This is a genomic window from Nitrobacter hamburgensis X14 (assembly GCF_000013885.1).
GTDB lineage: Bacteria > Pseudomonadota > Alphaproteobacteria > Rhizobiales > Xanthobacteraceae > Nitrobacter > Nitrobacter hamburgensis.
On record NC_007960.1, the window covers coordinates 169,360 to 188,318 of the forward strand.

15 protein-coding genes and 3 pseudogenes are annotated in these 18,959 nt (G+C 61.4%); 14 read left to right on the forward strand and 4 right to left on the reverse strand.

Features of this window, described 5'->3' with window-relative positions; genetic code table 11:
• Positions 1-38: 38 nt before the first annotated feature.
• A pseudogene (locus NHAM_RS29510) lies at positions 39-281 on the forward strand (plasmid replication protein RepC); the annotation flags it as partial.
• A gap of 116 nt (positions 282-397) precedes the next feature.
• A pseudogene (repC, locus tag NHAM_RS23060) lies at positions 398-1,640 on the forward strand (plasmid replication protein RepC).
• Positions 1,641-1,689: 49 nt separating this feature from the next.
• Here repC and NHAM_RS23065 read toward each other — a convergent pair.
• Together NHAM_RS23065 and NHAM_RS23070 are read right to left on the reverse strand one after the other, a co-directional pair.
• Positions 1,690-2,103, reverse strand: a complete 414-nt coding sequence (locus NHAM_RS23065) for a hypothetical protein (protein ID WP_011505042.1) — start codon at positions 2,101-2,103, stop codon at positions 1,690-1,692.
• Positions 2,100-2,801: a ParA family protein gene (locus tag NHAM_RS23070; RefSeq protein ID WP_041359735.1), complete on the reverse strand. Its 702-nt coding sequence runs from the start codon at positions 2,799-2,801 to the stop codon at positions 2,100-2,102. Before NHAM_RS23070 ends, NHAM_RS23065 begins: the two co-directional genes overlap by 4 nt.
• Before the next feature lie 538 nt (positions 2,802-3,339).
• Between NHAM_RS23070 and NHAM_RS23075 the strand changes: the two genes are divergently transcribed.
• Positions 3,340-3,768, forward strand: a complete 429-nt coding sequence (locus NHAM_RS23075) for a hypothetical protein (RefSeq protein ID WP_011505040.1) — start codon at positions 3,340-3,342, stop codon at positions 3,766-3,768.
• On the forward strand, positions 3,765-6,107 hold the full coding sequence (locus NHAM_RS23080) for a relaxase/mobilization nuclease domain-containing protein (protein ID WP_041359676.1): 2,343 nt from the start codon (positions 3,765-3,767) through the stop codon (positions 6,105-6,107). Before NHAM_RS23075 ends, NHAM_RS23080 begins: the two co-directional genes overlap by 4 nt.
• Before the next feature lie 187 nt (positions 6,108-6,294).
• Here the strand turns inward: NHAM_RS23080 and NHAM_RS28720 are convergent, their stop codons facing one another.
• Positions 6,295-6,630, reverse strand: coding sequence for a helix-turn-helix transcriptional regulator (locus NHAM_RS28720; protein ID WP_245270124.1), 336 nt, complete (start codon positions 6,628-6,630; stop codon positions 6,295-6,297).
• Positions 6,631-6,912: 282 nt separating this feature from the next.
• On the opposite strand from NHAM_RS28720, the gene NHAM_RS23085 reads away from it, so the two are divergent.
• From NHAM_RS23085 to NHAM_RS23130, 10 genes and pseudogenes are all read left to right on the forward strand, one after another.
• Positions 6,913-7,224, forward strand: a complete 312-nt coding sequence (locus NHAM_RS23085; RefSeq protein WP_049769484.1) for a hypothetical protein — start codon at positions 6,913-6,915, stop codon at positions 7,222-7,224.
• A gap of 54 nt (positions 7,225-7,278) precedes the next feature.
• Positions 7,279-8,556: a divalent metal ion exporter subunit IhpA gene (ihpA, locus tag NHAM_RS23090; protein WP_011505037.1), complete on the forward strand. Its 1,278-nt coding sequence runs from the start codon at positions 7,279-7,281 to the stop codon at positions 8,554-8,556.
• Positions 8,553-9,503, forward strand: coding sequence for a divalent metal ion exporter adaptor subunit IhpB (gene ihpB / locus NHAM_RS23095; protein ID WP_011505036.1), 951 nt, complete (start codon positions 8,553-8,555; stop codon positions 9,501-9,503). The genes ihpA and ihpB overlap by 4 nt, the downstream gene beginning before the upstream one ends.
• Positions 9,493-9,858: a P-II family nitrogen regulator gene (locus NHAM_RS23100; RefSeq protein ID WP_011505035.1), complete on the forward strand. Its 366-nt coding sequence runs from the start codon at positions 9,493-9,495 to the stop codon at positions 9,856-9,858. Before ihpB ends, NHAM_RS23100 begins: the two co-directional genes overlap by 11 nt.
• Positions 9,851-13,060, forward strand: a complete 3,210-nt coding sequence (locus NHAM_RS23105; protein WP_011505034.1) for an efflux RND transporter permease subunit — start codon at positions 9,851-9,853, stop codon at positions 13,058-13,060. The genes NHAM_RS23100 and NHAM_RS23105 overlap by 8 nt, the downstream gene beginning before the upstream one ends.
• A 179-nt stretch (positions 13,061-13,239) precedes the next feature.
• Positions 13,240-13,570, forward strand: a pseudogene (locus NHAM_RS28725) (hypothetical protein).
• Positions 13,571-13,613: 43 nt separating this feature from the next.
• On the forward strand, positions 13,614-15,818 hold the full coding sequence (locus NHAM_RS23115; RefSeq protein WP_011505033.1) for a heavy metal translocating P-type ATPase: 2,205 nt from the start codon (positions 13,614-13,616) through the stop codon (positions 15,816-15,818).
• Between the two features lie 176 nt (positions 15,819-15,994).
• The gene (locus NHAM_RS23120; RefSeq protein WP_011505032.1) at positions 15,995-16,279 is read left to right on the forward strand and encodes a PilZ domain-containing protein; all 285 of its coding nucleotides are present in this window, start codon (positions 15,995-15,997) and stop codon (positions 16,277-16,279) included.
• 52 nt (positions 16,280-16,331) lie between these two features.
• Positions 16,332-16,841 (forward strand): hypothetical protein, encoded by a 510-nt coding sequence (locus NHAM_RS23125; protein WP_245270125.1) that lies wholly within the window; start codon positions 16,332-16,334, stop codon positions 16,839-16,841.
• Between the two features lie 3 nt (positions 16,842-16,844).
• A complete protein-coding gene (locus NHAM_RS23130) occupies positions 16,845-17,360 on the forward strand; it encodes a hypothetical protein (RefSeq protein WP_011505030.1) in 516 nt (171 codons plus the stop codon).
• A 762-nt stretch (positions 17,361-18,122) separates the two neighbouring features.
• Here the strand turns inward: NHAM_RS23130 and NHAM_RS23135 are convergent.
• Complete coding sequence (locus NHAM_RS23135; protein ID WP_011505029.1) at positions 18,123-18,929, reverse strand: nucleoside phosphorylase; 807 nt, start codon at positions 18,927-18,929, stop codon at positions 18,123-18,125.
• Positions 18,930-18,959: the final 30 nt, after the last annotated feature.

An 18,959-nucleotide genomic window follows, 5' to 3' on the forward strand; every position in this document is an offset into this window, starting at 1 on the left:
GGTCTCTCGAGAGGATGAACGAGCTGGCGACGCCAATAATGCCCCAATCGTATGAACGCATTTTAGCCCGCACCATCCGACTTCAAGGAGATCCGCGTTTTCACGCCACGGTCTTTGTTTGCCCGCGCGCGGACCGTCCCGGCGCGCCCGATCTGCCGCGTATCACCCACGACATCACCTTCGATCGCGTGACGTTTCAATATGAGGGCGGTGAGACACCTGTCCTCAACAACCTCAGTCTGAAGTTCGATGTCGGAAAGCGCATCGCGATCGTCGGACCTAGCGGCTCCGGCAAGAGCACGCTGCTCAATCTTATCCTGCGCCTCCGCTTCCGTGGCGGTGGCCACAAGAAGTCGTATCGTATTGTCGACTTCAAAGCACCAACGAGAGGACGCGAATGGAGATGCTTGGTCAAATCCCGTAACGCCGTTTGGACGACGACCGCTATCGCTCAGCACCGTAAAGGTGCAGCGCGACGTCAGGGAATGTCCCCAGGGCAAGCCGGTCACAAATGGCACGTATTCCGAAACATATGCGAGGCGCGGACATCGCTGCCGGTTTCTGACCGCGCGCTCGCGGTCCTCAATGCGCTGCTCTCATTTCATCCTGACACGGTGTTGACTGCCGGCGCCGCCGATCTCGTCGTATTCCCGTCAAATCGGCTTCTCAGCCTGCGCGCCCACGGAATGGCCGCTTCGACCTTGCGCCGCCACCTTGCTGGGCTGGTCGATAGCGGGCTCGTTCTTAGGCGCGATAGCCCGAACGGCAAGCGCTATGCGCGCAAGGCGACTTCGGGCGATATTGAACAGGCCTTTGGCTTCGATCTCGGACCGATCGTAGCCCGCGCCGACGAATTCGCCGCTCTGGCCGAGGCCGCGATCGCCAGACGCCAAGCCCTTACCGTTCTTCGCGAGCGGATCACCTTGGCGCGGCGTGACATCGCCAAGATGATTGCAACTGGCGTGGAGCAACGCGGCGCCGCCGATTGGGGATCCCTTCATCGAACCTTCCGCGACATCATGGCCCGGCTTCCTCGCGCCCCGACGTGCGAAGTCCTTGAACCCATCGTCGTCGAACTGGCGATCCTGGCGGAAACGATCGTCGGCGTCCTCGAGCGACACCTTGATCCGATCGAGTCCGGCCCTCCAAACTTGCCCGCCGATCAGATTCCGAATTCAGCCCCTCAGAGGCCGAACTCATCCGAACCGGACCCAAGACCAGGCGCCCCGGAGACGGCCGATGCCGACCGGCCCCAATCCGCCGGTGCAATCCCTATTCGCATGGTGGTCGAACTCTGTCCCGATATCATCGACTACGCGCGCGACGGAATTCGTACCTCTCAGGACCTTATTACGACGGCATCAGCCGTGCGCCCCATGCTCGGCATCAGTCCCAGCGCCTGGGAAGAGGCCTGCACGGCAATGGGCGACGGACAAGCCAGCGTGGTGCTCGCCGCCATCCTGCAACGCGGCGCAGCCATCAAGAGTCCAGGAGGCTATCTCAGAGTCCTGGCCCGTCGCGCCGCAGCTGGGGAATTCTCGGTGTGGCCGATGCTGATGGCACTACGCCGGCAAGGGCGCGCGGCCCGTGACCGAGACTGCCTCCCGTCTTCCTTCCCGGACGATTTTTCGCAAGGGTGATCCTGTTTGTCTCGCTGCCATGATTTCGGCCCGCCGGGAGACGTTGCTGTCAAGTTTCGCGCGGAGGCGGCAGGCGGCCGATTCGTTTCAGGTGGTCGTAGACAATGCGGTCGATGATGCGAAGCGGCTGTGTTCGCTCCTCGGCGGCCATCTGACGCACCACAAGGTCGATCGCATCGGGGAAGCGCAACGCATAAGGCCGAGACGATGATCGCTCGCCGTAGGCATCGAATGGATTTCGACTGCGAGTGTTCTGAGGGCGCGGCTGCTTGCGCGCAGACGCGCTATCGGCGTGGGCGGAGTGTGCCGCTGGCGTGGTGACCTGATCTTCATACGCCGGCGTCACGACCACCGGCTTGGCCGCGAGAGCATCGGGCGCCGCGGCGCTGACCCTATGGGCGCGAAACGCGTCGCGGGGCAGGGGAGGGCGATCCGGCTTTTGTGCGGAGGCGGGATCTGTCATGCGGCGCTACCGCCCTGGCCGGCGCCCTGGCTTGCCGCGAGCAATTCGCGCACGACCTGGTCGGCGTTGTAGCGCGCCTTCCTGATCGATTCGTCCTTGTCGCTCATCTGGTACAAGGTGCCATGTCCGCTTGTCATGGTTCGATACGTGATGCGCCGGTACAACGCCTTGGCGCAGACGGGAACCTTTTCCGCATCGAGATAGGCGACAACCTCCTTGAGGGGCCGCGTGTTGCGGTCGAGGCTGTCGTATTCGTTGAACAGAACGCGATGCTGGCTCATCGGCAGCTTTGAAGTCGCCGCATGCTGTTCGAGATTGCGGATCGTGCGCACGACCTGCGAAGCATCGAAGGTGTGCACCTTGCAGGGCAAGACGACGAGGTCGGCGCGGAGTGCCGACTGAATCAAGACGTCGCCATAGTAGCCGGGTGTGTCGACAACGACGACATCGTAGCCATCGAGCCGATCGATCGTCTGGGCGAGGGCAGTTTCATCAGGTGCGCGCACCAGGTCCACGCCCTGCGGGCTCAGGCCACGCGCGACCGACGACGCATGCCATTGGTAGGAAGACCCCTGCGGATCGGCATCCACGATGGCGGCGGAGTAACCGTGTTTGGCGAACTCGCCCGCGAGAATGATCGCGACGGTGGTCTTGCCGCTTCCGCCTTTCGGATTCGCTATGGCAAAGATGCTCGGCAACTGGGTTCCTCCAACGGGCATGGGCGGAATGACAACATACAACATAATGAACATGCGGCAATCCCGGATTGTGCCATTCCGGTAGTCCGCGCTTGCGTTCTGGACGCGGTACGTTGTTGCGGAGATGCGCGAATGCGCGTGTACGGCATGACCGTGGTCTTGGAATGCGATGTTGCGAGGTTGCGGCATTCTGATTTTGCGGTGTTGCGGTTTTACCTGCTTGCGGCATTCCGTTGGTGCGGCAATCGCGACATGACGCAACGCGGGATTGCCAAGTTGCGGTATTGCCGCAATCAAGCGGAGCCTTGGAGGCGCGCTCCCGCGCCATAGGGTTTGAGACTCCATCGTGCTGAGCTTCTAACATTCAATGTATTAGATATTGGTTGACAAGATACCGGTTTGTGGGCCAAACCGGAAAACGGCTGCTGGGCGCAGCCGGGAGGCGCTGACGCGCGACGCCGGCGTCCTGAGGGGACGCCCGGCGTATTCGGCTCCGGTCCGACGACCGGCGACCGTGCCAACGGGAGGGGGAGCCTCGATGGTCCGCACTGTCAGAGCCCTGCGACGCAAGCCGAGGCTTCGGACCGAGCTGTCCGACGCGGATGAGCAGCGTTTGCAGGAGGCCGTCGCATTGTTCGGTTTGCCGAAAGCCGAGGTGGTGCGGCGATTGATCCGAGCGTCCGTTCAGGCGGGACCGGCCTTGTCGGCCGACAACACGCGCGCTGTGGTGGAGCTAGCGAGCCAAGTCCGGATGGTCGGCCGCAATCTGGCGCAGGTGCTCAGAGCCATCCATCGCGGCCAGGCCGTGCGGATCGAGGACACGGAACCGGTTTGGCGAGGTCTTCATGAAGTCGTCGCTGCGATCAATGACGAGCTGACCGAAATGACCGTGGCCTATGGCTCGAAGCTGCGTCGCGAGGCCAAGCTCGCGCTGCCGGCGGAGATCTCGGGCGAGGAACTGACCTGAGCCGCGCAGCACAGATCGTCTGGTGGCTTGAGCAGGTCGAGGCCGCGCGGCGGGCGGTCGCGGAGGCGCGGGCGGAACGTCGGCAGCCGCGTCGGCCCGGCGTGCTGGACGAGGACGTCCGCGCGAGGCGAGCACGGGTCGCGCCGCTTCCCAATACGCCGCCGGCACAAGACATCATTCGCGGCGCGACAATCACGGGTGAGCGGGACGAGGAACGGGCGCGCTCGATCGCGGCCGTGGGCGGGGGTGGCGGCGCGGGACCTGGGGCCGCGCCACTGCGTGGCGCGCCGAGCCCGATCTCCGGAGGATTCGGTGCTAGCGGGGCCGCAACGAGCTCGGCCGGGGCAGGGCAGGGCGGCCCCGTTGGCCGAGCTCGGCAACTCGCTGCCGGCTACCAGCCCGCTGTCATCAAGGTGGTGTCCTATGCGCGCGGCGTCGCGCGCGCCACGGCGACCGGCCAATATGTCCAGCGCGAAGATGTTCCGCTCGAGACCCATGACGGGCGATTGTTGACGGACCGGGAAGCTGTGGCCGACGAGATCAAGGCCTGGTCTGCGGACTTTTCGAAGCGTGCGGAGAGCCAAGACGTTGGCGCATTCCGTCTGAAGCTTGAAGGTGTGCCGGATACCGCCGAAGGCCGAGCGACCTACGAGAAGGCGATCGCGGCTGCCTTCTCCGGACATCGCTACGCTGCTCGCGTCGACGTCGACGAAAAGGGCGCGCTCGAGGCGCACGTCGTCGCCGCGATGGCCGGGAGCGGCAAGGAACGGTTTCGCATTCGAGAGGCCCAGGCCGCCGATCGGAATCATGACGCCAGACCACGCCGTCTCGATTCCGTTTCCGATGCCGCTGTTCGCGCCAGGATCGAAGCAGCTTCGGGCATTGACGGGAAAGCTGTGGTAATCCGACCCGGGGCGACCAGCCATGGTCGAGACGGCGTCAGCTATAGGCTCAATAAGCTGATCGAGAAGAGCGCAGCACTCGACGACCGCGGCAAGAGCTTGTGCAACGTGGCAGATGCGCGGGTCACCGCCCGCGAATGGGGTCCGTCGCTTCGGTCACAATCCGCGCGCGATACGATGCACTTGATCATTTCGGCAAAGGCCGGAACGGATGTGGCCGCCTTGACCAACGCGGCGCGTGCGTTCCTGCACGACCGTTTTGCCGACCATAAGTTCATGTTCGGCGTTCACACGGACAAGGAATCGGCCGGGCATATCCACGCTCACGCCGTCATTACCGTGAAGAACGAATCCGGCCAGAAGATCCATCCCAATCGGGATACGTTCGCGGAATGGCGCGAGGTGTATGCGCAACACGCTCAGGCACAAGGCTTGAAGATCGTCGCGACCTCGGCGAAGGAGCGGGCTTCCTCGCAAAGCTATGGTCCCAAGGACAAGGCGATCGTCGAAGCGGCGGATCGGCCGCGTGCCGCGCGCGAAGCCCGCGATCGCGCCTACGCCGCCGATCCCTTCAATCAACGTCTCATCGACAATGCGCGGCAGCGGATCCGGGTAGCGAGGACCAATCCCATCCGCCTTCCCATGTCGGCGCCCGATCGCAAAGTCGTGAACGAGAGCCTCCTCGCCTGGAAGACTGTAGCTGCCGAGCAGCCTTCTAACGGCGCCGCAAAGGATATGCTCGAGCGCCTGTTGATGGCGCAGACCGTTGGGGCCATCTTGCATACGATCGGCAAGCGCGTGGAGTTTTTGACCAGGGAGAGCGAAATGCCAATTACATCGGAGCAAATGCTCCAAGATCAGCGGCTCATGAACGATGCGGTTTCCCGGACCAGCGATCGCTTGGATGGAGAGACGAAGCAACAATTTCGCCAGACGTCGGCGCGCTACCTGGAAACGCTCGCCAATCGCATTGATCTGCAGCGCATGCAGGAACGTGGCGTACAGCAGCTCAGCCGGGCGGACGTCGAAGCCGTTGTTGGCGTGAACGCCGATCGGCTCATCGAGCGCGCCCAAGAGATTCGGATCAAGGAAGAGCGCGAGGCGACGTCCGCGGAACACCTCGCAACCAGTGCAATCGATGCCGAGCGGCGGCAGGAGGCGCGAGGGGGCATTGATCCTGCTTCACAGAAGGAGTTGAGGGCGGAAAGGGCCATTGTTGCCGGTTCGCAACAATCTGCGGCGCGAGAAGCGCGGGAGGCGGCCGCGGCCGTTGAAGCGGCGCGGGCTATCGCTGAACATCCGGCGCAGCCATTGCCAACAAGTCTGGTCCAGACGGATGCCCTGACGAAGCTCCGTCTAGAGCAGGAAAAGATCGTTAGCGAGCTCGAGGCTCAAAGGTCCGAGGCCCAATCGTCAAAGGGCCAGCGCTACAGGTGACTACCAAACCCGACGCAGCCGTGATCTTTGACGCACCTTGAGAGATCATTGAGCACCGCGTCGACTTAATGCGATGTCGGACCAGAGCTCTTTCATCGCAGGATATGAATGCATTCATGACAAACATGTCGATGATACGTTAGCTCCTAAGTTTCGGAGACTGAATTTGGAGGTTAACCCAGGATCTTTAAACGTAGGGCCATGGCGACAGCGTGTGCCTTGTTCCCGCGTTGAGTTTGTCACGCGCCGATGCGATGTGCTTCGTCACAGTAGACGGAGAAATTCCGAGAATGACAGATATCTCCCAATCGGTCTTACCTTCCCCCGCCCAAAGCAGACAATCCAGCTCGCGGGGTGTGACCAACTTGTTGCCCCTCGATCTTGGGCGGCGCAGCCTAACCAACGTCCGATAACAAAGTTCGCGATACAGTCGGATGCGCAACAATTTGTTTTTCCGCCCGTCTAAAATGATGAGTTTCGAGTATAGTCTGGCTGCTCGTGGAGCAAGAGAAGGGCGTTGCACGTGGTTGGTTCCGCATAGAAGTTCTTTCTCGCTCCAACCGGGACGCTTGCAATCCAAGTCCGTCAGCCAAATGACGCCGGCGTTTGCCGGGACAAAGGGGACTAGGCTGCTGACTAGCGATCGCGCAAACTGGTCGTGAGGCAAGAAATCGCTTGGGAGAATCTAAATCCCGCCGACAACATTGTAATAGCGCTCGGAAATCAACTTTGCTAATGCCAGCCTATGGAGCGCCAGATCGGCCAAAAAGAATTGCCTAGACCACGAGCGCCGCGTCTCCGTCGGATGCTGCTGCTGTTTGTCGCCTTTGCATATCTTTTCGTCGGTCTGGCTCACACCGTTTCCTGCACCGATGAGACGGTCACCTCTTTGATCTCCATGGGAGGTGCCTTTGGAAATGTTTCGGACGAGGGTAGTTCGAAGAAATCGCCATTAGTCGCTCAGCATTGCTATGTTTGCGCGCCAGTTTTGATGCCTGCGCTCATCCCGATGGCGGTGCCGTCTGCCCGGAGTGTTAAGGTTGCTTTGATTGTGCCGAAGGTTTTGCGCGCGACTCAGCCTTGGGCCGATACCCCACCTCCCAAATACCTGACCTGAAAATCGTCGCCGGGGCGCTCTGCGCCTTGAATTGTCGTTTTCAAGGTTATTGTCATGTTCTCCAAACGTGCTGCGGCGCGCCTTATGTGCGTGTCGCTGATCCTAATCGGTCCGCCGTCGGCCGTTGCTTGGGCGGCATCGCGACCCATGACGCTCCAGCATGCGTTACAGCAAGCGCTCGCGGCCAATCCGCGTCTCACCGCGTCCGAACGAGACGTCGGCATCGCGACCGGGCAGCGGATCCAGGCCGGCGCGCTGATCAACCCCGACCTGTCTTACGAACAGGACAATTCGCTCGGCTCGGGATCCTACCGCGGCACGCGGTCGGCCGAGATGACCCTGCAGATCAGCCAGTTGTTCGAGCTGTTCGGCAAACGCGATGCGCGCATTGCGGCGGGGGCGGCCGGAGTCAACGTCGCCGTCATCCAGCGCAAGGCCGTTCGACTGGAGGTCCTGTCGGAAACGGCGGTGGCCTTCCTGACGGTGCTCGGCGCGCAACGGCGTGTCCAGATTTTGGACGATCAGGTTGCCGCCATCGACCGTCTGACGCCCTTGCTGCAACGGCGCGTCGAGGCCGGCGCGTCGTCGCCGGCTGAAACAGGGCGGGCTCAGGTCGCCTCCGATCTCGTCAAGGCCGACCGTGAACGCGTCAAAGCTTCGCTGTCGAGTGCGCGGCGCGACCTTGCGGTGCTCATGGGCGATACCTCTCCGCGATTTTCGACCGTGACGGGGCGTCTCGAAACGGTCGGGCGTCCGCCAACGTTTAAAGCCGTCATTGCCGCCATCGATGCAAATCCCCAATTGGTACGGTGGACGGCGGTCTATGCGCAGCGGAATGCCGAATTGCTGCTGGCTCGGCTCAAGCCCTATCCCGACGTGCGGGTGAGCGCGGGCTGGCGGCACTTCAATGAAACCGGCGACGATGCTGTGCGGCTGGGAATCTCCATTCCGATCCCGGTATTCGACCAGAACCAGGGCAACATCCTCTCCGCACAGGAAAGCTTGGCAAAAGCCGCCGCCGAAAGAGCGGCGAACAAGGCCACGCTCGTTGTGCTGGCGGGGCGGGCCTATGACTCTCTGGAAGGATCGCTGCGCGAGCTTGCGATTCTCAGGGAGTCTGCGATCCCGAAGGCACAAGCGGCGGCGCAGGCGATCTTCGACGGCTACGGCCAGGGACGGTTCACGCTGCTTGAAGTCCTCGATGCGCAAGCCACGCTCGCCCAGGCTCGGCTGCGCGAACAGGAAGCGTTGCAGAATTTCCATATCGCCGTGGCGACGATCGAAGGTCTCGTCGGCAACCCGTTTTCGCTTACCCATCAGAGTTCAAGATGATCAAGGCAACTCTCCGCTACTCCATATTCATACTGGTTGCCGTCGCGCTGGCCTACGGCGGCTATCGCATGCTGATGCCGGCAAGCTCAAAAGTCACACCCACCGAGAAATCGGACAAGGACGAGCATTCAGACAGCGTCATCCTGAGCGATGCCAAAGTGGAGGCTTCAAGGATCGAGCTTGCGACAGCCTCATCCGGCGTGCTGCGCGAAAGCCTTTTCCTCAACGGCATCGTCCAACCGAATCAGGAATCGCTGGTCCAGGTTACGCCGCGGTTCCCGGGGATCGTCCGCGACGTTCGCAAGCGGATCGGCAATGCCGTCCAGAAGGGTGATGTCCTTGCAGTCATCGAAAGCAACCAGAGCCTGACCCAGTACGAATTAAAGGCCTCGCTGGCCGGAACGGTGATCGACCGCCAGATCACGTTGGGCGAGTACGCCTCCGAACAGAAGCCCGCTTTCTTGGTCGCGGATCTGTCGACGGTGTGGGTCGATTTTTCGGTCTATCGGCGCGATCTCAAGCGGGTCAGCGTCGGTGACCAAGTGTTTATCGACCCAGCGGACGGCGGCGCGCCAATCGATGCGAAAATTTCCTATCTCTCCCCGGTTGGCAGCAGTGACACCCAGAGCGCGATCGCCAGGGCAGTGGTTCCGAATACCGGACAACGGCTTCGCCCGGGCCTGTTCGTCACCGGTCGTTTGATGCTCACCGCGAAAAAGGTCGGCGTCGCGGTGAAATCGTCGGCGTTGCAGACCGTGGAAAACCGCACGGTCGTCTTCGTTCGCAACGGCGAAAAGTTCGAGGCACGAAACGTTGAGATCGGTGAACGCGATCCGCAGCTCGTCGAGATCACCGTCGGCATCCTGGAAGGCGACGTCTATGCGGCCAAAAACAGCTTCATCGTGAAGGCTGAGATGACGAAAGGAGCGGGCGGCGATGAACACTGAGAACGGCATGATTTTGATCACCGCGTTAATCAGACCTCACATGGAGGGCCACATGGTCCGCGCCCTTCATGATCTCACGGATTTTCCGGGTTTTACCTTCGACGAGGTGCGCGGCCAGGGCCGCGGCCGGGGACAGGGTGGGTCATATGTCGCGAGCGATGAGGATATCACCTACCACCAGTTTCTGGAACTGAGGCTTGTCTGCCAGTCGGATCAGGCGGTGTCGATCTGCGAACGCATTGCAGCGGCCGCCTGGACCGGTCGGAAAGGCGATGGCGTAATCTACACAACGCCCGTGCATTCGTTCGGACGCATCCGGGAGATCGGCGGGCATCAGGAGCGGCCTCATGATTGATGGAATTTTGTCATTCGCCATCCGGCAGCGTTGGCTGGTCATGATAGGCGTGCTGGCGATGGCGGCCTTCGGCGCCTGGAATTTCACCCGGCTGCCGATCGACGCGGTGCCGGACATCACCAACGTCCAGGTCCAGATCAACAGCAGCGCGCCTGGTTATTCGCCGCTGGAGGTCGAGCAGCGGATCACGTTTCCGATCGAGACCGCAATGGGTGGGCTGCCGCATCTCGACAGCACGCGCTCACAGTCACGTTACGGCTTGAGCCAGGTCACGATCATCTTCAAGGATGGGACCGACATCTATTTCGCCAGGCAATTGGTCAACGAGCGCATCCAGCAGGTCAAGGATCAACTGCCCGCCGGCGTCGAGACCGCGATGGGGCCGATCTCGACGGGACTCGGCGAGATCTATTTATTCACGGTCGAAGCGAAGCCCGGCGCCCGCAAGGAGGGCGGCGGCGATTATACGCCGAGCGACCTGCGAACGATCCAGGACTGGATCATCAAGCCGCAGTTGCGCAACGTCCCGGGGGTCATCGAGGTCAACACGATCGGGGGCTTCGAGAAGCAATTCCATGTGCTGCCGGACCCGGCGCAACTGATGGCCTACAAGCTCAGCTTCCGCGACGTGATGACGGCGCTGGCGTCGAACAACGCCAATGTGGGTGCAGGCTATATCGAGCGAAATGGCGAGCAATATCTTGTTCGGACACCGGGCCAGGTGGCGAACGTCGAGGACATCAAGGAAATTGTCATCGGCTCTCACAATGGCGTTCCGGTTCGGATCGGAGACGTTGCCGAGGTGAGGGAGGGCAAGGATTTGCGAACCGGCGCGGCCACGGTCAATGGCAAGGAAACCGTTCTCGGAACCGTCATGCTGCTGATCGGCGAGAACAGTCGCGCCGTTGCGCAGCGGGTTGCTGCCAAACTCAAGGAGATCGGCCGATCGCTGCCGGATGGCGTGATCGCACGCGCGGTATATGACCGGACGCACCTCGTCGAGGCGACAGTTGCGACCGTGGAGAAAAACCTGGTCGAAGGTGCGCTGCTCGTCATCGTGATCCTCTTCATGATCCTGGGAAATTTCAAAGCGGCGATCGCGACCGCATGCGTGATTCCTCTCGCCATGCTGTTCACGATCACAGGCATGGTGGAGAACAAGGTCAGCGCCAACCTGATGAGCCTCGGCGCCATTGACTTCGGCATCATCATCGACGGTGCAGTCATCATCGTCGAGAACTGCCTGCGGCTGCTGGCGGAAGAACAGCATCGGCAGGGCCGATTGCTCAATCGTCAGGAACGGTTCGAGACCATTCTTGCCGGGTCTAGGGAGGTGATCGGTCCCAGTTTGTTTGGAACCTTGATCATCGGCGTGGTCTACCTGCCCATCCTCACGCTGACTGGCGTCGAAGGCAAGATGTTCACGCCGATGGCCTTGACGGTCCTGATGGCGCTCACCGGCGCCAGCATCCTGTCGCTCACCTTCGTGCCGGCTGCGGTCGCCCTCTTGGTGACCGGAAAGGTCTCCGAACACGAAAACGTTTTCATGCGCGGCGCGCGAAAGCTCTACACGCCGTTGCTGGCCGCCTCAATCCGTAACCGTTTCGGTGTCGCCGCCATCGCCGCGTTGCTGGTCGTCGTCTGCGGCATTGCCGCGACGCGCATGGGCGGTGAATTCATTCCCAGCCTCGACGAGGGGGATGTCGCGCTGCAGGCAATCCGGATACCGGGAACGAGCCTGACCCAGTCGCTGGAAATGCAGGCGATGCTCGAAAAGCGGCTGCTGAAGATCCCGGAGGTCAAGGAGGCCTTCGCACGAACCGGCACCGCAGAAGTCGCGACCGATTTGATGCCACCGTCGACTTCGGATGGTTACGTAATGTTGAAGCCGCGCAAGGAATGGCCTGATCCGGAGAAGAGCAAGGCCGCGGTGGTTCGCGAAATCCAGGAAGCCGCCGAAGAAATTCCGGGCAACGTTTATGAGATATCGCAGCCCATCGAGCAGCGTTTCAACGAGCTGATCTCCGGTGTCCGCAGCGACGTCGGAATCAAGATTTTTGGCGATGACCTCGACACACTGGTCCAGTCGGCGGCGAAGGTGCAAGCCGTGTTGCAGAACGTTGAAGGCGCAGCCGACGTCAAGACCGAACAAGCCTCGGGCTTGCCGGTATTGACCGTGAAGCTCAATCGACAGGCCTTGTCGCGATACGGAATCAATGTGTCGGATGTCCAGAATTTGATCGAAATCGCTGTCGGGGGAAAACCCTCCGGCCTTGTCTTTGAGGGGGATCGGCGCTTCGACATCGTGGTTAGGCTTCCGGAGCATTTGCGCTCTGACATGGAAGCGATCCGAGCGCTGCCGGTGCCGTTGCCTCCGCTGGAGAACAACGCCAAGGCAACACCAGCGGTCTGGAACAACTCGCCGCTTGCTCAGATCCGGTATGTGCCACTTTCCGAACTTGCCGAAATCGACGTTGCGCTGGGTCCCAATCAGATCAGCCGCGAAAACGGCAAGCGGCGCATCGTGGTTACCGCCAACGTGCGCGGCCGTGATCTCGGGTCATTCGTTGCCGACGCACAGAAACAGGTCGAGGAGAAAGTGAAACTGCCGGCCGGCTACTGGATCGGGTGGGGCGGCCAATTCGAACAGCTTGTTTCCGCCACGCAACGATTGACGATCGTCGTGCCGATCGCGCTTTTGCTGATCCTTTTGCTCCTGTTTATGAGCCTGGGATCAATGGCCGATGCGTTGCTGGTGTTCAGTGGTGTGCCGCTCGCACTGACGGGCGGCATCGTGGCACTCCTGCTGCGCGGCATCCCATTGTCGATCAGCGCTGGGATCGGCTTCATCGCGTTGTCCGGCGTAGCGGTGCTCAATGGTCTGGTCATCATTACCTTCATCGAGGGTCTGAGGCGAGAAGGACATGCCCTTGTCGACGCGGTCCGCGAAGGGGCGCTGACTCGGTTGCGGCCCGTGCTGATGACGGCGCTGGTCGCCTCGCTCGGCTTTGTGCCGATGGCGATTGCTACCGGTGCGGGCGCCGAGGTGCAGCGGCCGCTGGCGACCGTGGTGATCGGCGGAATCATCTCCTCAACGATCCTGACATTGCTGGTGTTGCCCGCCCTCTACGTCTTGTTCAGGCGGGAAGAGCCGGAAAATGGCGGCTCGAACTTGCCCACGGTGGGAGGCGTAAACCCATGAGGTGTTTCACCGCGGGTGATCATCGTCCCTGTTCTGAACGGGGCTTAACGATGACCAACAACAAAGCTCCAGGCAGAAACGACAGCCAGGACGATGCGAACGCTCGTGCGAGTCCTGCGGGCGGTTCGTGGAGGCGAAGGCTTTTGGCCCTAGCGCTATCGTCCGGTGCATTGCTTGCGATGGGTGGATGGCAGGTGCTGGAGGCGGAATCGCAGAAGGCCAAGATCGTAGGTCTGGGCGCCGCGACGTGCCAACGCTTTAGCGATGACGTCAAAGCGAATCCGGTGCTCCGGAGAGATTACCTCGCCTGGGCACAAGGCTTCCTGAGCGGAATCATACTCAGCAGGCCGCCAGGTATGGACGAGGGGCTCGAACCTCGCCCCGGCAACGTTCGATCTTGTCGGCCAATTGCATTTCCTTGAGGACCATTGCGCCCGGAATGCGGCGCTGGATTTTTCCGATGCTGTCGAGGCGCTCTACCAGCGCCTGCGCAAGGAGGGTAGGACATGAGTTCGAACGAGGGCGTTCGCAGCAATATCCTTGGGTGACGATCATGAGCGACTTTGCACAGCCCACGAAAATCCGGCTCCGTGTCGAGGGCATGGACTGCGCCTCCTGCGCCACGAAGATCGAGAACGCCCTGCAACGACTGCCCGGCGTCCAGGAAGTGTTCGTCTCCATCCCCGCAGGCACGGTGATCGTCAGCCATGACGGCAGCGAAGCCGACGACGGCATACGTCAGCGCGTTTCGGATCTGGGTTATCGCGTCGCGCAGGTCGACGCGGCGGGAAGCAGCAATCATCGACAGCAGCAAGCCGATGACGAAGCGTCCCACGCCGAGGATGGTCCCTCCCACCTTCATGAACACACCTCCGGTGGGGGACCGTGGTGGCGGACCCGCAAGGGCATCCTGACGATCGCTTCCGGGCTGGCATTGGCAGTGGCCTACGTGCTTGGCAAGGCCGTGCCGACGGAGCATTGGGCATTCCTGCTCGCGATGTTGGTTGGTCTGGTTCCAATTGCGCGTCGCGCAGTCTCCGCCGCGCGTGTCGGCACGCCGTTCTCGATCGAGATGCTGATGTCGGTTGCCGCGATCGGTGCGGTCGTTATCGGTGCAACCGAAGAGGCCGCCACGGTGATCTTCTTGTTCCTGATCGGAGAACTGCTCGAAGGCGTCGCCACCAGCCGTGCGCGCGCCAGCATTCAGGACCTTACCAGACTTGTTCCGAAGACCGCCCGGGTCGAGGAGGATGGGCAGGTACGCGAAGTACAGGCGGAAACTCTTGCCGTCGGGGCGCTGATTCAAATCCGGCCCGGCGATCGAATCCCCGCCGATGGCATGATCGTTTCCGGACAAAGCGCGATCGACGAAGCGCCCGTGACGGGCGAGAGCACGCCGGTCCGGAAGAGGCCCGACGACACTCTGTTCGCCGGTACCGTCAACGGCGATGGGCTGCTGCGGGTGCGGGTGACCGCCGCTGCCGCGGACAATACCATCGCGCGGGTCGTGCGCCTTGTCGAGGAAGCCCAAGAATCTAAGGCGCCCACCGAACGGTTCATCGACCGATTCTCGCGGATCTACACGCCGGGTGTGGTCGCAGTGGCAATACTGGTGGCTGTCGTGCCGCCGCTGCTGTTCGGTGGCGTTTGGAGCAACTGGATCTACAAGGGTCTGGCGATCTTGCTGATCGGCTGTCCCTGCGCCCTGGTCATCTCGACGCCCGCGGCGATCGCCGCCAGCCTATCCGCAGGCGCGCGCCGGGGCCTGCTACTGAAGGGTGGTGCCGTTCTCGAACAAGTCGGCAAGGTGACGATGGCTTGTTTCGACAAGACCGGAACGTTGACGGCTGGCAAGCCCCAGGTCACGGACGTCATCGGGCTCGCGCGCAGCGAGAACGACGTACTGCGTTTTGCCGCCGCGCTCGAGGCCGGATCGAGCCACCCATTGGCTACCGCAATTCTTGCTGAGGCGCACAAGCGCGACATTCCAATTCCGGCGACTTCGGAATCCGAGGCGGTCGGCGGAAAGGGGATTCGCGCAAGGGTCGACGGACTCCACGTCTTTCTCGGATCGCCGTCGGCCGCAGCCGAAATCGTTTCCCTGAAACCCGACGATGAGCTTCGCTTCGCGGGACTCAACGACGAAGGCAAAACGGTTTCGGTTCTGCTGATCGGTCAGCTTTTGGCCGGGGCTATAGCGATGCGCGATGAACCGCGTCCGGATGCCGAGAAAGGGCTGAGACTGCTCAGCAAGGCGGGCATCAAAGCGGTCATGCTGACGGGCGACAATCTGCGGACAGCGACGGCGGTCGGCAAGCAACTCGGGATCGATGTTCAGGCCGGGCTTTTGCCGCAGGACAAGCAGCGCATCGTCGCCCAATTCAGGAATAAGGGATGGACGGTCGCCAAGATCGGCGACGGCATCAACGACGCTCCTGCGCTGGCGGCCGCGGACGTCGGCATCGCCATGGGAGGCGGGACCGACGTCGCGCTGGAGACCGCCGACGCGGCGGTGCTTCACGGTCGGGTCTCCGATATCGCGGCGATGGTCGATCTGTCCAAACGAACCATGGTCAACATCCGGCAGAATATCGCAGTCGCGCTCGGCCTGAAGGCAGTCTTCCTGGTTACCACCATAGTCGGCCTGACAGGGTTGTGGCCGGCCATTCTTGCCGACACTGGCGCGACGGTGCTGGTCACGCTCAACGCGCTGCGGCTGTTGGCGCCGTCCGGCGCCAACGAGGCAGATGAAAAGTAACCCACCAAAACATTGGACAGTCTTCAAACCAAGGAGAACTCCATGGGCTTCGACCAGTATCACGAACCGCCGGGCGAGCTGTCGCGAGCTTGAGGGGATCCTCTTCAGGGACGGCGACATCGTCGCGCTTGCGGAGAAAGCGGAGAAGAAGGCCGATTGAAGGGAGGGAGGGCGTCGTGGAGGAGCTCCGACGGAAGAGGCGGAGCAGAGTGCTCAAGGCGGGCACGATCTCGTTCGGCGGGGCCACGATATCCTGCGTCGTGCGCAATCTCAGCACGGTTGGCGCGCTGCTCGATGTCGAAAGTCCGCTCGGCATTCCGAGATGCTTCACGCTACTGGTCGCCTCGGACTCGTTTGCGAAGGAGTGTCGCGTGATCTGGATCAAAGAAAAGCGAGTCGGTATCTCTTTTGAGCAGCCGAACGACGGCGGTGTGCAGCATCGCGCGTCGGAACCTGAATGACGGCGACCGAGACCGACCGCTCTCGGCGCGGCCGCGCGCAAGGAGGACACAGATGTACGGGATCTGTAAGAAATGGCTGCGATCGATGACAGCAGGTGCGATTTGCTTGCTTGCCGCATTGATCGACATGCACGCCGTGGCTGCTGCGCGCGGTGGCTTGGCATCGGAAAATCCCCTGGCTGCCGAACACGTCGATGCTTTGCCCACGGACATCAGGCGCGCCGTCGCAATCCGGAAGCGCGCTTGCGGCAACAAAGCGGCCGCCGCGCATTACTTTTCCGTTTCGATCGAAGCCGGAGGCCGACGCTTCGTCTCGCTGCATTTCGAGGATTTCGTCTGCGCGAATCGCGCCGCCGTCTGCGTCGCCGATCGCTGCCTCCACGAGGTGTACCTGGAATCGCACGGTCGGTACCGGATCGTCTTCAGGACGCACGCCAGCGATTTGAAACTCATCAACGCCGGCGCTGCCGGCATCGAGGTGACTGACGGCACCTCGCGACAATTTTTCCGCTGGAACGGACGGCGGTTTGTGTCCGTCCGCACGATCAAGAATGGCTGGTAACGCGTGGTATCATCGATCATTGGACATCTCCATTTTGGAGGCGCGGACCTCAGCTTCCGCAAGAAGTTCCGGCTGTTCTTCACCGTCGCAGCGGTCGTATTACTGCTCGGAGGCATCAAGGCCGCTGTGCACTTTTTCGGGTTTGAGTTTCTCGAACTCAACAGGTTGCTGACGAGCGGCATCGGCGGCGCCATCTTCATCATCGGATTTCTGTTGTCGAGTATCCTTGCCGACTACAAGGAGGCGGAACGCATCCCGGCGGACATCCGCACGTCCATTGAAGCCATCGACGGCGATCTGGAATCGTTTGCCGTTATCAACAACGACTTCGATTTGATTGCGAGCCGCCGCATCCTGATCGCCACGATCGATAAACTGCGGACCGGTCGTGGCCACGCCAGCGATCATAAGAATATTCCACCGGTTCTCGATGAGATCGGCAAGTTGACGCCGATTTTCGGGCGCCTGGAGGGACTGGGGATGTCGTACCCTCAGACGCTGCAAGTGAAGCAACTGTGAGCTTCAGTATCGGGAATGCGGGCGATGGCGTTCGCGATGCGCCGGGATCAGCGGTTTGATGGAAGAGTTCGACCCCGAGTTGTAGCTTGGGCAAGACCTGGCGCCTGGCAGTACCATAGTTGAAGTCGATGCCGCTTGCGCCGGAGACGTCGCCCTTCGAGCGGATACCTTTGTTGAACGTATAGATATGGTAATGACCATATTCGGTCGGCTCTGGGTCGTCCGACTGGTAGGGTGGGCCAGCGATCGCCGGGAGCACGTGCAGGACGGTGAGACCGGTAGCTAAGGCGGCGAGCCCGATCCGTCGCCGGATGTTTCTTTCCGGAACTTCGGTCATTACGCTCTCGCAGGCTCGAGCCGTTGGTCTATCTGCGGAACATAGCATCTCACCCGCGACCATCCTGCTGGACCGCAATCCGGACCCGCGGATGGCGGAAAAGGTCAGACAGACGATCGAGAGCGACGGAGATCGGTGACCGACCTGCATCTCTGGCGGCTGGGACCTGGACATCTGGGAGCAATCTTCTTGCCGCTTTACGTGCATACAATTGTAAAAGGAAAATGGCCGGTGAAACGAGATCCTCCGCTTGCGAAGAACATAGGATCCGTCAGGTGGCAATGATCTGTCGCAGGTGATCCTCGAGGCTCAGCCGCGTGGATCATCGCGCTCCTCTCGAAGGGGCAGAAAACGGAAACGGTCATTCAGTTGACAGTGTCGGGGACAGCGTTGCGATAGAATGCACAGCGGCAGCCACCCGCACGTTACGCCGCAGGTGTATCGATTGTATGCGAAAGAGCCTCGACCACGCGGTCCAGCATCTCGAGGGCGTCCGTCGTGCCATCGGCCTCGCCTTTGTCGAAATCGGCTCCGCCTTGTCCCATTGTATTTGTGACATGGGCGAGGCAGAGAAGCTTTGCGCCCGCCGCCTGGGCGAAAGCGTAGAGTGCGGCTGCCTCCATTTCGACGGCCAATATTCCTTTCAGCTTTGCCGCTCTGATCGCTTCGGCCGTCTCGCGAAACGGTGCATCGGTTGTCCAAGTCGATCCGACCACGACCCGAGGCTCGATTCGCGACGTGGCATCGAATGCCTTCGATACCAGCAGAGGGCAGGCTTCGGAAAATTCGGAAGGCGGAGCATAGTGGTAGCTCGTCCCTTCATCGCGCAGCGCGCGATCGATGATGATGAAATAGGGCGTCGGCCCGCAGGGGACGATCTGTCCCGCCGAAGTCAGACTGATCAGCAGGCGACAACCGCTCGCGAACAATTCTTCCGCCACCAGAACGGCAGACGGTGCGCCGACCACACGTCCAACGATCCCGATTTCACGGCCGGCGAGCATGAACGTATCCAGCTCGGTGTGATAACATGGCCAAGAGGCGAAGCGCTTGGCCTGACCCGTCTGCCGAAGTTTGCCGACGAGGTCTCCGTCGGGATCCAGCAGGCAGACGGGCGGGACCTGAGAAACGGGAAGATTCTTTTGTCGCCGCGATTCGCGTAGCAAAGCCGATGGCAGGAAAACGGAAGGTGAGGAGGTATTCTTATTGTCAAGGATCGGGGGCGTCGCCATCGGTCGCACCTTGGTCGATTGAGAAGGAAC

Excerpts from the sequence above, each read along its gene's own strand:
- NHAM_RS23065 (WP_011505042.1), bottom strand. The coding sequence starts at position 2,103 with ATGACAGATCCCGCCTCCGCACAAAAGCCGGATCGCCCTCCCCTGCCC.
- NHAM_RS23135 (WP_011505029.1), bottom strand. The coding sequence starts at position 18,929 with ATGGCGACGCCCCCGATCCTTGACAATAAGAATACCTCCTCACCTTCC.
- ihpA (WP_011505037.1), top strand. The coding sequence starts at position 7,279 with ATGTTCTCCAAACGTGCTGCGGCGCGCCTTATGTGCGTGTCGCTGATC.
- NHAM_RS23075 (WP_011505040.1), top strand. The coding sequence starts at position 3,340 with ATGGTCCGCACTGTCAGAGCCCTGCGACGCAAGCCGAGGCTTCGGACC.
- NHAM_RS23085 (WP_049769484.1), top strand. The coding sequence starts at position 6,913 with ATGCTGCTGCTGTTTGTCGCCTTTGCATATCTTTTCGTCGGTCTGGCT.
- NHAM_RS23100 (WP_011505035.1), top strand. The coding sequence starts at position 9,493 with ATGAACACTGAGAACGGCATGATTTTGATCACCGCGTTAATCAGACCT.
- NHAM_RS23115 (WP_011505033.1), top strand. The coding sequence starts at position 13,614 with ATGAGCGACTTTGCACAGCCCACGAAAATCCGGCTCCGTGTCGAGGGC.
- NHAM_RS23125 (WP_245270125.1), top strand. The coding sequence starts at position 16,332 with ATGTACGGGATCTGTAAGAAATGGCTGCGATCGATGACAGCAGGTGCG.
- NHAM_RS23105 (WP_011505034.1), top strand. The coding sequence starts at position 9,851 with ATGATTGATGGAATTTTGTCATTCGCCATCCGGCAGCGTTGGCTGGTC.
- ihpB (WP_011505036.1), top strand. The coding sequence starts at position 8,553 with ATGATCAAGGCAACTCTCCGCTACTCCATATTCATACTGGTTGCCGTC.